Genomic DNA, 18,243 nt, shown 5'->3' with positions numbered 1-18,243 from the left:
GCTAAAGATGGCTTTTGAAACAAACAAGTTAAGAAGCAGAGGAGTATTTAAAATAATAAGGAGATAAATCCTTGAATTAAAATATGTATTACTAGCATAGTTGACTCATATATTTAAATGTTTAAGTTACCAACAAAGGAGCGAAGTCAGCATGAATCAACAAAGACCATCTTTAGTGAGTCACATTGATCCGTACGTATATCAAACACTTCAAGGAATTACTGGGGCTATGGTAGTCGTTCAAACAACGCAAGGGACAGTTTCTGGAAAGCTTAAAACGGTTATGCCTGATCATATTGTGGTCGAATCAGGTGAATCTCCTTTCTTTATTCGCACTCAACAAATTGTTTGGGTTATTCCAAAAGGATAAGGGGGCAATACGATGTTTAAGCGAGAAAACCGATTGGTAATTGACCTGCCAATTCCAGAGCATGGAGATCCGAATGCAGCAGCAGCCGTTCAGGAGCTTTTAGGTGGAAAGTTTGGAGAAATGTCGACGTTAAATAATTATATGTTCCAATCCTTTAACTTCCGCCAAAAGGATAAGCTTAAGCCATTTTATGACCTTGTGGCTAGCATTACTGCGGAGGAATTTGGACACGTTGAGCTTGTTTCCAATACAATCAATCTTTTATCAAGAGGAAATACCTTTTACACTGGAGACCCAGACGTTACACCTTTACGTGAGGGGAAGGATAGTCGCAATACCTACCATTTTATTGCCACTGCACAAACCGCTTTAGCTGGGGATTCCATGGGTCGCGCCTGGACCGGAGACAATGTTTTTAATAGTGGAAACTTAGTGTTGGATTTACTTCATAATTTCTTCTTAGAGGTGGGAGCCCGTACACATAAAATGAGAGTGTATGAGATGACGGATCATGAGACCGCTCGTGAAATGATTGGGTATTTATTAGTTCGTGGAGGAACGCATGTTTTGGCCTATGCTAAGGCATTAGAGATTGCCACAGGTGTTGACGTAAAGAAAATGGTCCCAATACCGGATTTATCAAATACAAAATTCGACCATGCACGAAAATTTGAAGAACAGGGATTAGGAAACGTCTTATATACATGGAATGACGTCGGAGATTATGCTGATATTAAACAAATATGGAAGGGGATTAATCCAGAAAACGGCGACCGACTCATTGTTAAAGAGGGAACACCAAAAGGAGCACCTATTCCGAACCTAGACGATCTTCCCGAGCAATTTGCTCCTGGAATTGATCGAGATGATTATGCAAGAATTGCGAAACGATTGATGGAAAATCTCTGAAGAACAGGCTAGGACTATACGAACGAACTCCTTTGTTTCCAATAGTTTTTCTAATTTTTTTCAAAATCCAAGAAATCTATTAGATTCTCCTTAATAATTGTAAGTTATACAACCTTTATAGGAATTTTTTTATTTTCACCCAATAACAAAAGACCTCAAAAAAGAGGGATTTTGTTTTTTATCTGGGGATCTTTTTACTCTCTGTTTACAAGACCAGCACCAAATTCCTTGACGGTCAAGCGGAATGCCGAGTTACAGACTCCCGCCATCGGTGCTAGCACTACCGGATTCTTCATTCCTATATCGCCTATTTTTAACACATTGTGACCTCCTATAACATTCTTTCATTTATCCTCAGGTGGCTGAAGCTCCTCAATGGAAACATGAAGAGTTTCCGCCACTTCCAGTAAAAATGCCTCTAAAGGGTTGCGGTTCCCTCGTTCGACTTCTCCCAGCAAGGAAACGGAAACACCTATTTCAGGATGGTAATAAAGATAATATCGTCGGATTTATAAACATTAAAGAGTATTTAACGGCTATTATGATGAATAAAGATCGTAATAAGGAAGTCGAACTAAAGACATTTAAATTGATTCTGGTACTATCAAAGATCCATCAATGATAGTCGTATTGGGAACTTTCAGATGAATACCGTTCTTATTTAAGAAAACGAGTAAATCATCTTCTGCTAAAGTGGGATAGACATCTGATCCATAAAAACCATCCGGATCGGAGAATTTCCAATATACATAAATTAAATTAGTGTTACCGTCCGGAATGGAATAAGTTTGACCCTTGTAACTTATATTACAATCTTTCCAAGAGATATATCCTGCGGACGGGGAGTTGTTAAAAACTTGTACCACAAGTACATCCCCTTTCTCTATTTATTTAAAATAGGCTTTGTTAAAGATTAATGTTGATTTTTGAACAAATAAAAGAGACCACCTAATAATGAACTACACCTCCAATTGTTGTGTCTAACAATTGGGGTGCAGTTCACCTTAAGGAATCGACTTTTGTTACTTCTTCTTATAGAACTAACGCACCCGTTAGTTCATTAAGAAAAGCAATTCTTAATAAAAAATCTAGCCCTTTAACGGAATAAGGTCTGTGACTTATGGAATTATTTTTGAACAAGGTGGAGGTAACTAACGGCTTTCTTTTCACATGTTCTTATTATCTGAAATTGTTTGCACAATTTCTTTTTGCTCCAATAAGTTCATTCTCATAATTTCATTCTCCATAATCCCAATTGACACCATAAGCAGCAGCAGTGACGATCCGGCGTAACTTATAAAAGGCAGCGTTATCCCGGTAATAGGAAGAAGCCCGGTAGCGCCTCCGAGATTGATCACTACTTGAATGCCAATCATCGAGGAAATACCAATCAATAGCAAGAAGCTTCCAAAAGGGTCCTTGCATTTAGCCGATAGCATTAAGCCCCTCAATACAATAAACCCGAGAGTCCCCAGTACAAATAAAACACTCCTGCTATTAAAGTCACTGGAGATGAGGATTGAGCAGGCAATTTAAAGAGATTTCTGTTAAACTCCTTCAGTCTTATAATTGTAAATATACGTGGGTGGAAGGTCTTGTTTATCTTCATTATTTCCATAAAATGCATCTTAAATTTTTATATTGGTACTTTCCGCTTCAGGCAATCCTTCTTTTGAAGCCCTGACTTTATTATCCTCTAACTTGGCATTTAATTTAATGTTAGCCAGGACTGCCTCTTCATTAAATAAGTTCTTTTCATTCATAAAACAAACCCTCTTCCTAGCAAAATTAGATGATAAATATAAAAACATGAGAATCATCTTTATTATTTTACAAAAGTCGAATGGCAATATACATTTTATAGACTTCATAATCTGGCTTGAACTTTTTACTAATAATTAACCGAATTTCGGAAAATACTAGGGATGTATTTAATATTGTTTATACCAAACCAGGAGGAACTGAAGATGACAAAATTCAGATTCGTTGTTTTATTACTATTAATTCTTACATCGATTGGGATAACATCAGCTTGCGGCAAAGGAAATAACAATGCTGGAGATCAAAAGAATGAAAATGGCGGCGGAGCTGCAGGTAATTTGGAAGGAAATATTAAGGTGGATGGTTCATCCACTGTTTACCCAATTATGGAAGCTGTTGTAGAAGATTATGGATCTAAGCAGCCAGGAGTAAAAGTATCCGTCGGTTCATCAGGAACAGGAGGCGGTTTTGAAGCATTTGGAGCAGGAGAAACACAATTAAGCAATGCTTCGCGTCCAATTGAAAAAGAAGAACAGGCCAATCTCAAAAAGAATGGCATTAACTACACCGAATTTCGCTTAGCATTTGATGGAATCTCGGTAGTTGTCAATAAAGACAACGATTGGGTAGATTATCTAACAGTTGATGAATTAAGTAAAATGTGGCTCGAAAGTGGGACTGTTAAAAAATGGTCTGATATACGCAAGGGATGGCCGGATAAGGAAATTAAATTCTATTCTCCGGGAACTGACTCAGGTACATTTGATTATTTCGATGAAGTTATCCTTAAAAAGAAACCTTTAGTAGAGGGAGCTACTCTTTCTGAGGACGATAACATTCTCGTTCAAGGGGTTAAAGGGGATAAAAATGCTATCGGATATTTTGGTTTCGCCTATTATCTAGAAAATAAAGACGATCTCAAAGTGGTTCCAATCGATGCGGGAAAAGGTCCTGTTACACCCTCACATGAAACAATAAAATCAGGTGAATATTCGCCTTTATCTCGTCCGTTGTTTGTATACGCTAGTAACTCTGCAGTAACAAAACAAAAAGAAGTTTACGACTTTCTCCAATATACTCTTGAAAATGTTGGTAGATTATCTGAAGATGTAGGCTATGTGGGTTTGCCACAAGAAGAATACAAAAAGGATATAGATAAATTAAAAGCGTTAAAGTAGTACTAGAGTGAGAAGTGTTAAAGCACTTCTCACCTGCCTTATTTCAGTTAATAAAAGATTAAACGATCTCATCGTTACAAGGAGAGTTATTAGTGTGGCAGATGGAACTTTAAATAATCATTCAATACAGGAATTAATCTCAAAAAAATTCAATAAGAAACGTACAGGCTTTTCAATTGAGAGGCTTATTCCAATCCTTCTCTTTTTGACTGCTTTAATATCTGTTCTAACGACAATTGGAATTGTGCTGACTCTCATTTTTGAAACCATTACTTTCTTTACTCGTGTCTCAATATTAGAATTCCTTACTGCGAAAAAATGGTATCCGTTTTCAGAGACTCATGGATCCTATGGAATCATGCCTTTAGTAACGGGTACTTTAAAAGTAACTGGAATTGCCATCTTAGTTGCCGTTCCAATCGGGATTGCGTCTGCCGTTTATTTAAGTGAATATGCAACCGAAAACACGCGGAAAATCATTAAACCGATTTTGGAAGTATTAGCTGGAATCCCAACCATTGTATATGGATATTTCGCATTAACCTTTGTAACTCCGATTCTCCGAAGCATTATACCTGGCCTGGAAATCTTTAATGCGTTAAGTCCAGGTATTGTGATAGGCATAATGATTATTCCAATGATCGCTTCTCTCTCCGAGGATGCAATGTCTTCAGTGCCTAATTCCATTAGAGAAGGGGCTCTTGGTTTAGGGTCTACAAAATTTGAAGTGGCTGTTAAAGTAGTACTGCCTTCCGCTCTATCTGGGATTATAGCTTCTATTGTATTAGCAGTCTCCCGTGCTATAGGGGAAACCATGATCGTTACTGTTGCAGGTGGTTCTACCCCGACCCAAACATGGGATGTTACAAGATCCATCCAAACAATGACGGCATATATTGTGCAAGTGAGCCAGGGGGATGTAGGTTATGGGACAACTGTTTATTACAGTATATACGCGGTCGGAATGACTCTGTTTCTCTTTACTCTGATCATGAATTTTATCGCACAGTTTGTGTCCAGACGCTTTAGGGAGGAGTATTAAAATGAAATTGATCGACCATAGCAAAGTGTTAATCCATATGAAGCCCCGATTATCTTTTAATATCTTTTTTCGGTTATTATTTTTATTGGCGACTCTATTCGGATTAATAGTATTAGGAATTCTTCTGTACCGTATTATTTCTCAGGGTCTTCCTTATTTTGACCTCCAATTTTTACAAAACCTACCTTCTCGAAATCCTGAACAGGCCGGAGTGTATACAGCTTTTATCGGTTCAATCTGGCTAATGGCCGTCGTCGCTCCGGTTTCTTTATTTTTAGGGGTAGGGACGGCTATTTTTTTAGAGGAGTATGCAAAGAAAAATGCTATTACGACTTTTATTCAAATCAACATATCAAATCTAGCAGGAGTTCCATCCATAGTTTTCGGGCTTCTTGGCCTGACAGTGTTTGTTCGTGCGTTAGCTTTAGGAAGCAGTGTATTAGCGGCTGGTTTGACAATGAGTCTGCTAGTATTGCCAGTAATCATTGTTGCTTCTCAGGAAGCTATACGTTCTGTACCCAAAGAGTTACGCCATGCCTCCTATGGCTTAGGAGCAACTAAATGGCAGACTATCCTTCGTGTCGTTCTTCCGGCAGCAATACCAGGAATCTTAACTGGCGGCATTTTAGCCCTATCAAGAGCTATTGGTGAGACAGCTCCACTTGTTGTACTTGGTCTGCCCCTTTTTCTGGCCTTTTTGCCAAGATCAGTCTTCGATACCTTTACTGTTTTGCCCATGCAGATATTCAACTGGACGAGCCGCCCACAGGAAGAGTTTCAGGCATTAGCTGCTGCAGGTATTATGGTTTTATTAATTTTACTGCTTCTTTTAAATACTATTGCTGTTCTGATCCGAAATAGATATCAAAGACGATATTGAGGGAAAACCTTTATAGGAGGGTTTAGCTATGAGTGAAACGCAAACTCAAAAGAGTGTAAAGGAAAGTAATAATACTAAATTGGTCTATAAAACGAATGAACTGAACTTATGGTACGGAGAAAATCACGCTTTAAAGGATATTCAGTTAAATGTAGTGGAAAATGAAGTAACAGCCATAATCGGCCCTTCTGGATGTGGAAAATCAACGTATATAAAAACGCTAAATCGAATGATTGAACTTATACCAGGCGTTAAAGTAACCGGAGAGATCTCATATCGTGGAAGAAATATTTTAGATAAATCTTATCCTGTGGAGGAGTTGCGGACTAAGGTTGGTATGGTATTCCAAAAGCCTAACCCCTTCCCAAAGTCAATTTATGAAAATGTAGTATATGGACCAAGAATTCATGGTATCCGTGATAAAAAAATACTTGATCAAGTCGTTGAAAAAAGCCTTAGAGGGGCAGCTATCTGGGATGAAGTAAAAGACCGATTACATACAAATGCCTATGGATTGTCCGGTGGGCAACAACAGAGACTGTGCATTGCCCGCTGCATGGCTATCGAACCAGATGTGATACTTATGGACGAGCCGACCTCAGCCCTTGATCCAATTTCAACTCTAAAAGTTGAAGAATTGCTTCAGGAGTTAAAAAAGAATTTCAGTATTATAATTGTTACTCACAACATGCAGCAGGCTGCCCGCATTTCGGATAAGACAGCCTTCTTTCTCAATGGTGAAGTCATTGAATTTTCAGAAACAAGTAAGATTTTCTCTAACCCCTCTGACAAAAGAACAGAGGACTATATCACTGGTCGTTTTGGATAAACAGCTTCGATTATCGATTAACCATTGAGAAAGGATGTTTTCAGTATGCCAATCCGTGAAAAATTTGAAGTGGATCTAAAGGAGCTGCAAAGAAAACTTAAGGAGCTTGGAACATTTACTCATGACTCATTGATTAGATCATTAAAGGCTTTGGAAACAAAAGACATAAATTTAGCTCTGGAAGTTATGGAAGAAGATACAAAAGCAAACATCTTGGAAGAGGAAATCAATGATTTTGCTATCTGGCTCATCGCAAAACAGCAGCCGGTCTCAATTGATCTCCGCCGAATCATTGGTGTTATCAAAATAGCTACTGACGTCGAGAGAATTGCTGATTTTTCCGTTAATATAGCAAAGTCAACAATTCGAATTGGAAAAGAAGGGAAAATTGGACCCGTCGAAAGCATAAGGAAAATGCATCAGTTAACATTAGAAATGTTGGAACTCTCCTTGGCCGCCTTTATCGAAGAAGATGTAGAAAAAGCGAAAAAAGTAGCCAGTATGGATGATCAAGTGGATGAACTCTATGGACAAACCATTCTGCATTACCTTGAAAATCATGAAGGCACACCAGAATCTTTATCTGAAACCACACAATTGTCATTTGTATGCCGTTATCTAGAAAGAGCAGCTGACCATTGTACAAATATAGCGGAAAGTGCGTATTATCTAGTGAAAGGAAGACGTTATGATTTAAATAGCTAACGAAAATGACCGCAAACGCATTATTGCCTTGCGGTTTTAATTTTAATAAAAGACTCATTTTGTGGTGTCAAAGTAATTACCAAAACGCTGTGTTGCCTTAAATTAATGACACGTTCCCTCCACAACGGTCATTAATTAAGTTTTTATCTGTACATGCGATCCGATGTGCTACTCTTATCCCCATTAATTAAAGTCATCAACAATTAAACTAAATTGTCAAAAGACCAAATCCTTGTTCTTTTTCTCCAACCAACAAAAAAGGCTGCCGAAGCAACAATGTCTAATTAAACTAACGCACCCGTTAGTAAAAGAAGAAACTATACAGTACTCAACTATATTTAGCCATTGACCATCAGGACCAATGGTTATATGAGGAACCATATTCAATTCAAACAATTTGTAAAGGTCTTTCCTATTCTTCTTAGTTATTTTTCCCAATAGTTCTGATACATCAGTCTCGGAAAAAATTAGATAGTCCATTGTAGTGGAACGTAAATAAAATTCGTAAACATATCGTTTCTGGCTATCTTTAACATAGCCGAGATAACCGATTTCCCTTGGGAAAGAACGTGTTAAGGGGAATTTATCAACTTCAATAAATATATTTGAAAGTTCATTTAATAGGTCTTGTTCATATTCAGGAATAATCGCATAGATATAACAATCGTATATGTAAAAGCTATTGATTATGCTAACAAACTCTTGTTCATCAATTTCTTCATCGAGTAATATTTCCTGTTTTTTCGGATTGCTTCTCAAAGCAAAATCACCCTTTTTTTATGATTATACAACTGACTAGAGATGTCTCTCTCTTCAAGTAACCTGCCCATTAGCCACCCATGAATCGCTGCTACCGCAGCAGCCAACTTTGTTCAACTATCGCACCCGATAGTTTAAGTACATTTCTTCACAAACTTGTACCTTTACACTACATTTATTATAAAAATGCTGCCCCAACTGCGACCTAACCAAAAAGCTTACTGATTATTGCAACTAAATCATTTAAAGGAAAGCATCCATTGTTTAAATTTACTTCTTTCAAACCCTTTTACCAATAAAAAGAACTGCAGATACATGCAGTTCTATCAGAAAAAATTGTTATGTTTTAAATTTACATATAAATCGATTTAGCGTTTTTTACTTTTTGAGTAAGTTTAAATGATTTTTAATACTTAATAATTGTTCTTCCTAAATGGTGACCGTTCTTAACTGCTTCAATCGTTTTAGGTAATTCTGTAAGTGAAATCTCACTTATAAGAGTAGTTTGAGAAATGTTCCATTCATTCGCTAGTTTCTCCCAAATATAACCACGGTTATTAATTGGTACATTTACAGAATCAATTCCCAAAAGGTTAATCCCTCTGAGTATAAACGGTAATATTGTTGATGTTAGTTTTATACCACCTGCATTCCCACACATACTCATACTTCCACCATAAGAAATTTGAGGAATTAATACAGAAGCAACTTCCCCACCAACAGTATCTAGGACATAGTCAAAATTTTGTTTATTTAATGGTTTATTTTGCTCTCCTAACTCATTAACAAAAAGCACATTGGTTGCTCCTAAAGATTTTGCTACCTCTGCTTGGTGATCTTTTCGAACTAAAGCAGAAATATTTTTGTAACCAATTTTAGATAAAATTTGTAATGAAATACTACCTACTCCACCAGTTGAACCAGTAACTAGTATCCTAGGATTGTTATTTATATTCATGCCTTTCTTCTCTAAAGCTATGATGGAGAGTGCAGCCGTAAATCCTGCTGTCCCAAAAACCATAACATCTTTCAAGGTTAAATTGAATGGCAAAGGAACAATCCAATCTGCAGAGACTCTAGCATATTCTGCAAACCCTCCTGTATGGCTCATCCCCATTGCAAAACCTGTAACAACAACTTTCTGTCCCTCTTTGTAACGATTATCTGTAGTATGAACAATGGTTCCACTTAAATCAATTCCGGGGATCATTGGATAATTTCGAATAACTCCACCATTTTTTTGAACAGCCAACATATCCTTATAGTTTATTGAAGAATATGCCACCTTTATTAAAACCTCGCCATCAGAAAGACTGTCAAGATTAACATCTTCCAAATCATAAATTACTTGATCCTGTCTTTCTTGTACAATAATTGCCTTGAATGTATTCATAATTACCCACTCCTTTTTTCGCTACAAAACATTTTTGCAACAAAAATATTTCATTACAAAATCTAACATGATATTATTGTTACTGTCAATATGGAGGAGATACTATGGAATTAAAAAATTGTATGAACTTTTTACTAAGTGTTAGTCAGAATAAAGTCTTCAAATATTTTAGCAAGCTTTTAGAGGAATTTGGAGTAACACCAGCTCAATATGGTGTGTTGAATTGTTTGTGGAGAGAAGGACAATTATCTCCTAAACAAATTGGAGAAATGGTATATTTAGAAGCCCCTACTGTCTCTGGGATATTAGATAAAATGCAAAAAGCCGAATTAATAGAACGTTCGGTAGATCCAAAAAATCGTAGAAATGTTTTAGTGATAGCTACTCAAAAATCTAACAAAATTAGAGATGAAGTTGAAGCTGCAACAATTAAGTTGAATAATAAGGTTCTTCAAAACTTGTCAGATAACGATAAAGAAGTGCTAAAAAAAGCATTAGAAACAATAATAAAGTCTGATTTATAATTATAAAATCTATTTTCTCTTAACCTATGTTTGGAACAGTACTTTGATGGCGTGTAAAATTATGGACTATCTCTAACTATATTTAGCTTAGAAAAAACAAATTAAAGTAGACCCCCGTCATAATCTGTTGATGGGGGTGACCAAATTGAAAATTTTAAATTGGTAGATTTTATAGAATAAATCCTTCGTTTGAAGCTACCCTCTTTTAAACTAACCTGCCCCTTCGTATTATAAAGGTCAGCCAGTTATTTCTGGTTGAACAATTTTTATATGGTTTTATTATAACGGTAGCCGGGGTAGAACGTACCTGCCCGTGGGGCTTATACAATCCTAGTTAACATAATACGGATTATCAGCAATTAAAAAAACTTGGATTTGAAGTCTTCCTAAAATAAAGTCAAATTCATATATAATTTGATTGGAATTGCTTCATGAATCTCAAGATAAAAACTAAAATACAAGTTATGTTTCTATCGAATTATTTTCACACCAGAACCTAATACGTTGAAAAGGAGCGAGCTGTTGCCAGCTCCTTTTTCTATTTCTTCTTATGTGTACAGAACCGAAGTTTTATCACCCCAACGGCGAAAGTAGAATGTTCGATTAAATGCCGATGGAAATGTATTTCACTTCCAAAAACTCCTCAATACCATAATGGCCGCCTTCACGTCCTAGTCCGCTTTCTTTAAATCCACCAAATGGTGCCTGTGCAACAGACGGAGTGCCGTCATTTACACCAATGATCCCGTATTCCAAGTCCTCACTTACACGAAACGCACGTCCAAGGTTTTCAGTAAATACATACGCTGCTAATCCGTAAGGAGAATTGTTCGCACGCTCAATCGCTTCTTCTTCCGTTTTAAAGGTCGTAATCGGCGCGACTGGTCCGAACGTTTCTTCTTTCATACAAACCATTTCATCTGTTACACCGCTTAAGACTGTTGGTTTAAAGTAATAGCCGTTCGTTTCTCGAAGCGCATTGCCACCGGCCAATATTTTTGCGCCTTTATCGACTGCATCAGAGATATGGCTTTGTACTTTTTCTACTGCTTTGTCGTTAATGAGCGGACCGATGTCAGTCCCTTCTTCTAAACCGCTGCCTACTTTTAATTCCGAAACAGCTTTCACGAACTCTTGTGTAAATGTTTCGGCGATCCCTTCTTGCACATAAATGCGATTTGTACAAATACATGTTTGACCGGCATTACGGAATTTTGATTCAATAACACCTTCCACCGCTTTTTCGACATCGGCATCGTCCATCACAATGAACGGTGCGTGACCGCCCAATTCAAGCGAGACCTTTTTCACGGTGTCCGCTGCGCGTCTCATTAAATATTTGCCGACTTCCGTTGAACCCGTAAACGTAATTTTCTTTACACGGGTATCGTCTAGCCAAACGTTTCCGATTTCTTTCGGGTCTCCTGTAACGACATTGACAACCCCTTTTGGGATGCCTGCTTCTTGCGCGAATTTTGCTAAAAGCAACGCAGTTAACGGAGTAGACTCAGCTGGCTTAACAACGACCGTACAACCTGCTGCTAATGCCGGGGCTACTTTTCTTGTAATCATCGCCGCCGGGAAGTTCCAAGGCGTAATCGCTGCGACAACACCAACCGGATGCTTTTGAACGAGAAGGCGTTTATCAGAATGCGCAGCCGGAATCGTTTCTCCATATACACGCTTTCCTTCCTCTGCATACCATGTTAAAAAACTGTTGGCATACTGCACTTCACCAAGCGCTTCTTTTAATGGTTTTCCTTGCTCCATGGTCATCGTTTTCGCAATTTCCTCTTTGTTTTGATTGATGAGAGTAAACCACCTTTTTAAGTATTCACTACGTTCATAGGCCGTCGTTTTCGACCACGTACAAAACGCCTTATGTGCCGCATCTACTGCCGTTTTTGCTTCCTCTCTCCCGCCGTTTGGCACGGTCGCAATGATTTTTTTTGTGGCAGGATTATCTACTTCTAATACGTTATGAGTATTAACCCATTCGCCGTTTATGTACATACTGTAATGTTGCATTGAGCTTCCTCTCCTTTTTCGTTTCAAATAAATGCTCGCAATCTTCTCCTTGAAAGAAGGTTCTTCTGTAAATCAGGACACATAATAAAATTCCAACCGTAAATGCCCATATTGCGCCTTTTACAGCAAGGACAGAAAAAATAACAGGAGAGACTTTTCGTCTCTCCTGTATGATGTCATGATTCGTTTGAAACAGACTTTGTGATGGCCTCTTTATTTTTATTTTTTATACTAAAGTATTTTCTTTGGTTAAGATATCTTGAAGAACTTCTTCCAAGTATTTAACAAATACTTCGTGGTTTTCACTCATTGGGAAATGACCAATACCTTTCATTTCTACAAACTTGGCTCCTGGTATTTGTTCAGACGTACGTTTAGAGTCTTCAGGTGTTGAAAGATAGTCATATTCTCCTGTCAGCATATATACTGGACATTTATTCGTGTCAATTTGATGGAGCTTTCCACGTAAATCATGATCTACACTATAAAAATATAGGTCTCCTTTAAATACACCTGGAGCCCCTTGGCTATAGTACCACGATGTTAAACGACGATCTTTTTCTGGGCTTTGTGGAGCCATGAGTCCCCAGACTCCTGATCCACAAACTTCTCCACCGTGAGTATGGGGATGATTCCACCATTCCTGATAAAATCCAGGTGTATGGTCGGATCCCTCAACAGGTATGGTGGCTCGGAAGTACTCAGGATACTCAAGTGCCAACTGAAGCGCAGCATGTCCGCCAAAAGAGCTTCCCATAAAAATGGGATTTTCTAACTCCAAAGCCTCACAGAAATTAAGAACAAATTGAAGATAAAAATCTGTTGTAAGCTTGTATTCTTCTTTCCACCATTCCACACCATGAGGGGGATCTGATTTACCGTGTCTTGGTAAATCATAAGCTATCACCCTAAAATTCTGTGTAATGTTTGAATCTTCAAGTAAGTCTCGCCATTGTCTGCTGTCAGCCCCAGCTGTATGCTGACAAACTAATGGGATACCTTGTCCATTTTCCTCAAAATAAACCTTGTGCTCAATGCCATCTACTTCAACATAAACATATTGACCTTTAACAGAAGAAAATTTACCCATCATATTACACTCCTTTAACTAACTTGTTTTTTACTTCTCGAGTAACATCCAGGAAACGGATCATGTACCTCAAATTGGCATACAGTTCCTTAAGATTTCCTTCCAACTGCAAATTCCCTTGAAAGACTGCTGCGAATAATTCATGGAACATTGGAGGTGGTATTGGCTGAGTGAATTTTTCCCAAGCTTCTAAACTACCTCTAATCGCAAAACTCCATCCGTCTAACGCTCCCTTTTCAAAGAAGTTAGTCAGTTTACCTTGCTTAATTTGGACTATGTATTCCTTTGCACCGATTTGCAAGAGTAAGTCTGTAACACAATATTTACCTATTACATTTAACTCTTGATCTGTGTTTACGGCTTCTTGGAAATTTTCCATCCATTCTTTTGATCCTACTTGCATATTTTATTAGCCTCCCTTTACTTGTTTTATTGGGACATGGTCCTCAACTTGATATATTGCAAGAACCGTGCCAATTAATTAGACGTTTAAAATAAAGTGAAAATGGAGTCTGCAATGGGGCTTTTACTTTATGAGCTTGATGATTCCCATTTTAAAAATGTACATTTGACCGGTCTGTGTTCGGACAGACGAACAGTTATATATACTTTATTCGACGTTATATTTTTGAATTTTCCGATAAAGAGCACTGCGGGAGATACCCATTTCCCTCGCAGCTTGGGCACGATTACCGTTGGCTTTATTGAGAATGATAGAGAGATATTCACGTTCACTTATTTTATCTATTGATTGATCCAATCCTAAAAACTCATGTGCATGAAATGAATCGAAGTGATCTTCATCATGTAGATAAACAATTCGCTCAATTACGTTCCTCATCTCTCTTAAATTCCCTGGCCATGTATGTTGTTCGAATATATTCATTACTTCTGGAGTGAAAGAGATTGTTTTTCGTTGTGCTTTTTCACAAGCTTCACCTAACATTGTATTCAAGATGCTTTCCACGTCTTCAATTCGTTCTCTTAAAGAAGGGATTTTTATATTAAAAACGTTTAACCGATAATAGAGATCCTCTCGAAATTCTCCTTTTTCAATTAGTTCTTTAATATTTTTATTTGTCGCAGCTAAAAAACGTACATCAACTGGAATCGGTGTAGTACCTCCTACTCTTACCACTTGTTTTTCTTCTAAAGTTCTAAGAAGAGTAGCCTGTAAATCAAGTGGTAAATCTGCTATTTCGTCTAAGAATATGGTTCCTTTGTCCGACGCTTCAATTTTCCCTTGACTCCCTTTATGTTTTGCACCTGTAAAGGCTCCGCCTTCATAACCAAACAACTCTGTAGTAATTAGTTCTCGAGGCAAGGCTGCACAATTAATCGCAGTGTAAGGTTGGTCCCTTCTTTCGCTTTGCTTGTGAATAAAGCGAGCCATAAAGTCTTTCCCGACTCCACTTTCCCCCTGTATAAGAATACTTGCATCACTTCTTGAAACCTTTATAGCTGTTTGTATGGTCTTCTGGAAAGCTGTATTTTTAGTGTAAAAGGCAAAGTAATCTTGATTGATTTTACCTTTTGGTAGGGTTTCCTTAGTTTGGGAATGTATAAATAGGACGTTGGCTAATGGTTTACCTCGCTTCACTATTTCTTCTGAATTGATGAAAAACTTCTTCTCATTCACTTCAATTTCGGTTGAAACTGAACCTTTTTCAACGCCACTCAATATCATTTTTTTACTTGATTCCGAATGACCGTTGTTTTCTTCCCACAACTTTAAAAAGTCATGAGCAGGCTTGTTTTTGTATAACTCTATACCTTGTTTATCAAACGATATAATACCTGTGTTGGAGTTGAACTTATGAACGTATTCAGTTAATACGTGTGATAAAACTTGCTCTTTGATTTCTGCTTTATGAAATCGGTATCTTTCACTAATAGCATGAGCACCAGCAAATGCCAGTGTATATAACTCTCTCAAATCATTATTAGGACCCATACGGCAAACGTCAAAGGCCCCTATGTATTCTCCATCAACAAAAATAGGACACGCAGAACAATCCCAAACGCGAAGGGCTAAACAGTAATGCTCATTCCCTGAAGTAGCCATGGCAGTGCGTGTTCTAAGCGCAATTGATAGCCCTGTTGAACCAACGTTTTCTTCCATCCATCGTGCACCTACAGACATTCCACACTGGTCGGCTATTTTTTGAGATTTGTGATCAGCCATCATTTCCACTAAGTATCCTTCTGCATCTGCAAGTAAAAGAAGGTATCCTCCTCCTTTTAAGCGCTTACAAAAATCCTTCATAACTGGCAACGCAGCATTAATCAGGTCGAGGTTTTTCTGTCGTCTTCCTACAAGATCACTTTGTGGAATATGAGAAAAAACATTTTCCCTCTCATGAGAAACACCCATCTGTTTACACCTATTCCACGATTCCAAAACTTCTTTTCGTACGTTGATGTCGGTGTTCCCATCAAGAACAAACTGCCTCCATTGCTCGTCAGCCATAATAAATGTTCCCCTCCTCAAAACTGAATTTCGTTGATATCCATTCATACATGAATATCCCTGGTGTTTATCAAACTTATTCATCATTATCTTCTTTACATCATTGATAGTACTTTCATTAAACATTTTAACATATCTGAATTTGTCGATATATTTGAGGGGTTAAGCTGAATTTTTCAACACAATGGCGAGAAATTCAGTCTAATTTTCTTATATGTCTTGCCGAATAAACTCGGCGAGTTGAAGGATGTTTTCTTCGTTTCTTTTATAATATGTCCACTTTCCAATACGGGTGGAACTTACAAGTCCAGCTTTCTGTAAAATGGAAAGATATTGAGAGACCGTTGATTGTGTAATATTTAATTTTTGGTGAAACTGGCTTACACATACCCCTATATCTCGAAAATCACCCACTTCCTGAAGGGAAAAATGTTTTTCCGGTTCTCTTAGCCATTCTAGCATTTTAAGCCTTGTTTCATTTGATAATGCTTTGAAAATTTCAATAGGTTTCATGATTCTTATTATATCTATTATTTACGATATGTAAAATCATTTATTATCTTGTAGGTTCTCGTTTAAAAACATTCATTAGAAACATAAGACTATGCATTTCTTTTAAATATAGAGATAAAGGAGAGAACATATTAGTTATGTATAATATGTGCTCTCCTTTTTATTAAATTAAAGCGCCCTATTGCGGAACAAGAAAAACGTATTTCTTATTCTGCCTATTTAACATAACGTCACATTACAGGAGGTAGAGACTAAACACTCGTTACATTATTCAGGTGTGAAACATCACCCTCCGATAATAAGTGATGCATCCCATCTTTTATTTCTAAGATTGTAAGGCTTGTGTCATGTATAAATGGTGGTGCCCATAAATCTTTAATCGATTTTCCTTTCACATACATGAGTAAAGATTTTAGAATAACAGAATGAGTGACAACTAAAATATTTCCGGACTTTGGTTCGACAATGTCTATTGTCTCATTAGCCCAAACGGGCCATGTGCTTTCATCATGAATATCTTTCATTTTACTCTCCCTCATGATTTTAATTTTTTCAGTTTCAGAAAAATCTTTGTACCTGCATTCTTTTACAAACCTGCCTCGATAAAAGAAAAAGCTGCCTTTTAAAGACAGCTCCGATCCTAAGCTAAAGCACCCGTTCGTTCATTAAGAAAAGCGATTCTTATTAAAGAATCGCGCCCTTTAACAGAAGACTCGATTTCAAGATATCATAAAAGACAATAATAATGCTCTTTCACTATTGTCTTTCGTTTGTTTAAGTACATTCCTTCACAATCTCTTCTAATTTAAAAAGGTTACACCGAAATGGCAAAACTTTAAAAATTTAAAAATCTTTTATCTACATCCATCCATTATCTTTACATTTTTTCTACATATTTTTGCTTTGTTGAAGAAGTTTAGATTCCCCTGTCTGTTCCCATTCTTCCACTGTCTCATATGCTTTTTCTGGAGAATATCCTTTTCCAACTAGAACCCCCATTAGAATAAATTCTTGAAGAATATGAGTAGCATTTATTCCTCTTTTAACATCCTCCAATCCTTCATTTACCAAAAATTCCGTATACCGTACCCATTCATCTGGAGTCTTACCAGAAATAACGGTATTTCCATTGCTATGACCGTTGCCTTGTTCCGCAGCCATCGCATCTGCTTTCATAAGATGAACAGTACCAAATGGGTGGTTAGGCGGAGCATATATGGTGTATAGTTTTAACGGAATATTACCAGTATTGGTTAGATTATGCCATGTTCCAGCAGGTATCATGATTGCCGAATCATCATATACATTTCTTACAAAGTTTAAATTATCTTTACTCTTGCCCATTTGAACAATCCCCTTGCCCTGTTCAATACGTAAGAATTGATCAACGTTAGGATGTATTTCCAAACCGATATCTTCGCCAATATTGAGGCACATCAAAGTAACTTGTAAATGTGTTCCTGTCCATAAAGCAGTACGATACGCATTGTTTTGTTTCGTCGCTTCATTAATATTAATGACAAATGGGTTAGCTCCAAAATCTTTTAACATTCCTCTACTATTTCCATTAGAAACACGATAGGAATCAAATGTATTTGCGTGAGTTGTCCCATTAGGATAAGTCCAGTAATTCGGGTTTCCACCATAATTATATGACGAGCTTTCATAATAAGGGTTTTGATGTAGATACCCATAAGGAGTATAATGCACTTTCCTCAATCCCTTCACAGATTTATGTATTATCATATGCTCCTATTTAGAAACGTCCTTTTAAAAATTTTAATAAGTTTTA

20 protein-coding genes and 2 pseudogenes are annotated in these 18,243 nt (G+C 37.2%); 8 read left to right on the top strand and 14 right to left on the bottom strand.

Going from position 1 to position 18,243, the window contains the following annotated elements; translation table 11 throughout:
• The first annotated feature begins 151 nt into the window (after positions 1-151).
• Positions 152-370, top strand: coding sequence for a YuzF family protein (locus QUF86_RS28430; protein ID WP_289336485.1), 219 nt, complete (start codon positions 152-154; stop codon positions 368-370).
• A 12-nt stretch (positions 371-382) separates the two neighbouring features.
• Positions 383-1,279, top strand: a complete 897-nt coding sequence (locus tag QUF86_RS28425; RefSeq protein WP_289336484.1) for a manganese catalase family protein — start codon at positions 383-385, stop codon at positions 1,277-1,279.
• A 197-nt stretch (positions 1,280-1,476) separates the two neighbouring features.
• Here the strand turns inward: QUF86_RS28425 and QUF86_RS28420 are convergent.
• From QUF86_RS28420 to QUF86_RS28400, 5 genes and pseudogenes are all read right to left on the bottom strand, one after another.
• Positions 1,477-1,575 (bottom strand): annotated as a pseudogene (locus QUF86_RS28420) (tRNA-dihydrouridine synthase); the annotation flags it as partial.
• A 48-nt stretch (positions 1,576-1,623) separates the two neighbouring features.
• Positions 1,624-1,758, bottom strand: a pseudogene (locus QUF86_RS28415) (helix-turn-helix domain-containing protein); the annotation flags it as partial.
• Between the two features lie 105 nt (positions 1,759-1,863).
• Positions 1,864-2,145, bottom strand: coding sequence for a hypothetical protein (locus tag QUF86_RS28410; RefSeq protein WP_289336483.1), 282 nt, complete (start codon positions 2,143-2,145; stop codon positions 1,864-1,866).
• 300 nt (positions 2,146-2,445) lie between these two features.
• Positions 2,446-2,754: an FtsW/RodA/SpoVE family cell cycle protein gene (locus QUF86_RS28405; protein WP_483313971.1), complete on the bottom strand. Its 309-nt coding sequence runs from the start codon at positions 2,752-2,754 to the stop codon at positions 2,446-2,448.
• 153 nt (positions 2,755-2,907) lie between these two features.
• Positions 2,908-3,042: a hypothetical protein gene (locus tag QUF86_RS28400; protein ID WP_289336482.1), complete on the bottom strand. Its 135-nt coding sequence runs from the start codon at positions 3,040-3,042 to the stop codon at positions 2,908-2,910.
• A gap of 204 nt (positions 3,043-3,246) precedes the next feature.
• Between QUF86_RS28400 and QUF86_RS28395 the strand changes: the two genes are divergently transcribed.
• The 5 genes from QUF86_RS28395 (at position 3,247) to phoU (ending at position 7,674) form a co-directional block, all read left to right on the top strand.
• Positions 3,247-4,218 carry a PstS family phosphate ABC transporter substrate-binding protein gene (locus QUF86_RS28395; protein ID WP_289336481.1) on the top strand — a complete coding sequence of 324 codons (972 nt, stop codon included), beginning with the start codon at positions 3,247-3,249 and terminating at the stop codon, positions 4,216-4,218.
• A 136-nt stretch (positions 4,219-4,354) separates the two neighbouring features.
• Positions 4,355-5,260 carry a phosphate ABC transporter permease subunit PstC gene (pstC, locus tag QUF86_RS28390; RefSeq protein WP_483313970.1) on the top strand — a complete coding sequence of 302 codons (906 nt, stop codon included), beginning with the start codon at positions 4,355-4,357 and terminating at the stop codon, positions 5,258-5,260.
• Position 5,261: 1 nt separating this feature from the next.
• Entirely contained in the window at positions 5,262-6,140 is an 879-nt protein-coding gene (gene pstA, locus QUF86_RS28385) for a phosphate ABC transporter permease PstA (protein WP_289336480.1), read from the top strand.
• A 28-nt stretch (positions 6,141-6,168) separates the two neighbouring features.
• Positions 6,169-6,969, top strand: a complete 801-nt coding sequence (pstB, locus tag QUF86_RS28380) for a phosphate ABC transporter ATP-binding protein PstB (protein WP_249598213.1) — start codon at positions 6,169-6,171, stop codon at positions 6,967-6,969.
• Between the two features lie 45 nt (positions 6,970-7,014).
• Positions 7,015-7,674 (top strand): phosphate signaling complex protein PhoU, encoded by a 660-nt coding sequence (phoU, locus tag QUF86_RS28375; RefSeq protein ID WP_289336479.1) that lies wholly within the window; start codon positions 7,015-7,017, stop codon positions 7,672-7,674.
• Positions 7,675-7,890: 216 nt separating this feature from the next.
• Here the strand turns inward: phoU and QUF86_RS28370 are convergent, their stop codons facing one another.
• Both QUF86_RS28370 and QUF86_RS28365 read right to left on the bottom strand, forming a co-directional pair.
• A complete protein-coding gene (locus tag QUF86_RS28370) occupies positions 7,891-8,433 on the bottom strand; it encodes a hypothetical protein (RefSeq protein ID WP_289336478.1) in 543 nt (180 codons plus the stop codon).
• Positions 8,434-8,839: 406 nt separating this feature from the next.
• Positions 8,840-9,826 carry a YhdH/YhfP family quinone oxidoreductase gene (locus tag QUF86_RS28365; protein WP_289336477.1) on the bottom strand — a complete coding sequence of 329 codons (987 nt, stop codon included), beginning with the start codon at positions 9,824-9,826 and terminating at the stop codon, positions 8,840-8,842.
• A gap of 104 nt (positions 9,827-9,930) precedes the next feature.
• Between QUF86_RS28365 and QUF86_RS28360 the strand changes: the two genes are divergently transcribed.
• Positions 9,931-10,350 carry a MarR family winged helix-turn-helix transcriptional regulator gene (locus QUF86_RS28360; protein WP_289336476.1) on the top strand — a complete coding sequence of 140 codons (420 nt, stop codon included), beginning with the start codon at positions 9,931-9,933 and terminating at the stop codon, positions 10,348-10,350.
• A 603-nt stretch (positions 10,351-10,953) separates the two neighbouring features.
• Here the strand turns inward: QUF86_RS28360 and QUF86_RS28355 are convergent.
• The 7 genes from QUF86_RS28355 to QUF86_RS28325 all read right to left on the bottom strand — a co-directional run bounded on the left by QUF86_RS28355 (position 10,954) and on the right by QUF86_RS28325 (position 18,197).
• The gene (locus tag QUF86_RS28355; protein ID WP_289336508.1) at positions 10,954-12,363 is read right to left on the bottom strand and encodes an NAD-dependent succinate-semialdehyde dehydrogenase; all 1,410 of its coding nucleotides are present in this window, start codon (positions 12,361-12,363) and stop codon (positions 10,954-10,956) included.
• A 241-nt stretch (positions 12,364-12,604) separates the two neighbouring features.
• On the bottom strand, positions 12,605-13,468 hold the full coding sequence (locus QUF86_RS28350; RefSeq protein ID WP_161923007.1) for an alpha/beta fold hydrolase: 864 nt from the start codon (positions 13,466-13,468) through the stop codon (positions 12,605-12,607).
• A gap of 4 nt (positions 13,469-13,472) precedes the next feature.
• The gene (locus QUF86_RS28345; RefSeq protein WP_056519646.1) at positions 13,473-13,871 is read right to left on the bottom strand and encodes a hypothetical protein; all 399 of its coding nucleotides are present in this window, start codon (positions 13,869-13,871) and stop codon (positions 13,473-13,475) included.
• Positions 13,872-14,078: 207 nt separating this feature from the next.
• Positions 14,079-15,938: a sigma-54-dependent Fis family transcriptional regulator gene (locus QUF86_RS28340; protein ID WP_161923006.1), complete on the bottom strand. Its 1,860-nt coding sequence runs from the start codon at positions 15,936-15,938 to the stop codon at positions 14,079-14,081.
• Positions 15,939-16,148: 210 nt separating this feature from the next.
• A complete protein-coding gene (locus QUF86_RS28335) occupies positions 16,149-16,451 on the bottom strand; it encodes an ArsR/SmtB family transcription factor (protein WP_056519639.1) in 303 nt (100 codons plus the stop codon).
• Positions 16,452-16,702: 251 nt separating this feature from the next.
• On the bottom strand, positions 16,703-16,975 hold the full coding sequence (locus QUF86_RS28330; protein ID WP_289336475.1) for a histidine phosphatase family protein: 273 nt from the start codon (positions 16,973-16,975) through the stop codon (positions 16,703-16,705).
• 364 nt (positions 16,976-17,339) lie between these two features.
• Positions 17,340-18,197: a cupin domain-containing protein gene (locus tag QUF86_RS28325; RefSeq protein WP_483313969.1), complete on the bottom strand. Its 858-nt coding sequence runs from the start codon at positions 18,195-18,197 to the stop codon at positions 17,340-17,342.
• Positions 18,198-18,243 lie beyond the last annotated feature (46 nt).

It is taken from the genome of Peribacillus sp. NJ11, assembly GCF_030348405.1.
In the GTDB taxonomy this organism is placed as follows: Bacteria; Bacillota; Bacilli; order Bacillales; family DSM-1321; genus Peribacillus.
The sequence above is the reverse complement of the archived record's forward strand: the minus strand, read 5'-3'. Positions and strand labels throughout refer to the sequence as shown.

Excerpts from the sequence above, each read along its gene's own strand:
- pstA (WP_289336480.1), top strand. The coding sequence starts at position 5,262 with ATGAAATTGATCGACCATAGCAAAGTGTTAATCCATATGAAGCCCCGA.
- QUF86_RS28360 (WP_289336476.1), top strand. The coding sequence starts at position 9,931 with ATGGAATTAAAAAATTGTATGAACTTTTTACTAAGTGTTAGTCAGAAT.
- phoU (WP_289336479.1), top strand. The coding sequence starts at position 7,015 with ATGCCAATCCGTGAAAAATTTGAAGTGGATCTAAAGGAGCTGCAAAGA.
- QUF86_RS28345 (WP_056519646.1), bottom strand. The coding sequence starts at position 13,871 with ATGCAAGTAGGATCAAAAGAATGGATGGAAAATTTCCAAGAAGCCGTA.
- QUF86_RS28335 (WP_056519639.1), bottom strand. The coding sequence starts at position 16,451 with ATGAAACCTATTGAAATTTTCAAAGCATTATCAAATGAAACAAGGCTT.
- pstB (WP_249598213.1), top strand. The coding sequence starts at position 6,169 with ATGAGTGAAACGCAAACTCAAAAGAGTGTAAAGGAAAGTAATAATACT.
- QUF86_RS28325 (WP_483313969.1), bottom strand. The coding sequence starts at position 18,197 with ATGATAATACATAAATCTGTGAAGGGATTGAGGAAAGTGCATTATACT.
- QUF86_RS28340 (WP_161923006.1), bottom strand. The coding sequence starts at position 15,938 with ATGGCTGACGAGCAATGGAGGCAGTTTGTTCTTGATGGGAACACCGAC.
- QUF86_RS28430 (WP_289336485.1), top strand. The coding sequence starts at position 152 with ATGAATCAACAAAGACCATCTTTAGTGAGTCACATTGATCCGTACGTA.
- QUF86_RS28350 (WP_161923007.1), bottom strand. The coding sequence starts at position 13,468 with ATGGGTAAATTTTCTTCTGTTAAAGGTCAATATGTTTATGTTGAAGTA.
- QUF86_RS28330 (WP_289336475.1), bottom strand. The coding sequence starts at position 16,975 with ATGAAAGATATTCATGATGAAAGCACATGGCCCGTTTGGGCTAATGAG.
- QUF86_RS28365 (WP_289336477.1), bottom strand. The coding sequence starts at position 9,826 with ATGAATACATTCAAGGCAATTATTGTACAAGAAAGACAGGATCAAGTA.
- QUF86_RS28395 (WP_289336481.1), top strand. The coding sequence starts at position 3,247 with ATGACAAAATTCAGATTCGTTGTTTTATTACTATTAATTCTTACATCG.
- QUF86_RS28355 (WP_289336508.1), bottom strand. The coding sequence starts at position 12,363 with ATGTACATAAACGGCGAATGGGTTAATACTCATAACGTATTAGAAGTA.
- QUF86_RS28425 (WP_289336484.1), top strand. The coding sequence starts at position 383 with ATGTTTAAGCGAGAAAACCGATTGGTAATTGACCTGCCAATTCCAGAG.
- QUF86_RS28400 (WP_289336482.1), bottom strand. The coding sequence starts at position 3,042 with ATGAATGAAAAGAACTTATTTAATGAAGAGGCAGTCCTGGCTAACATT.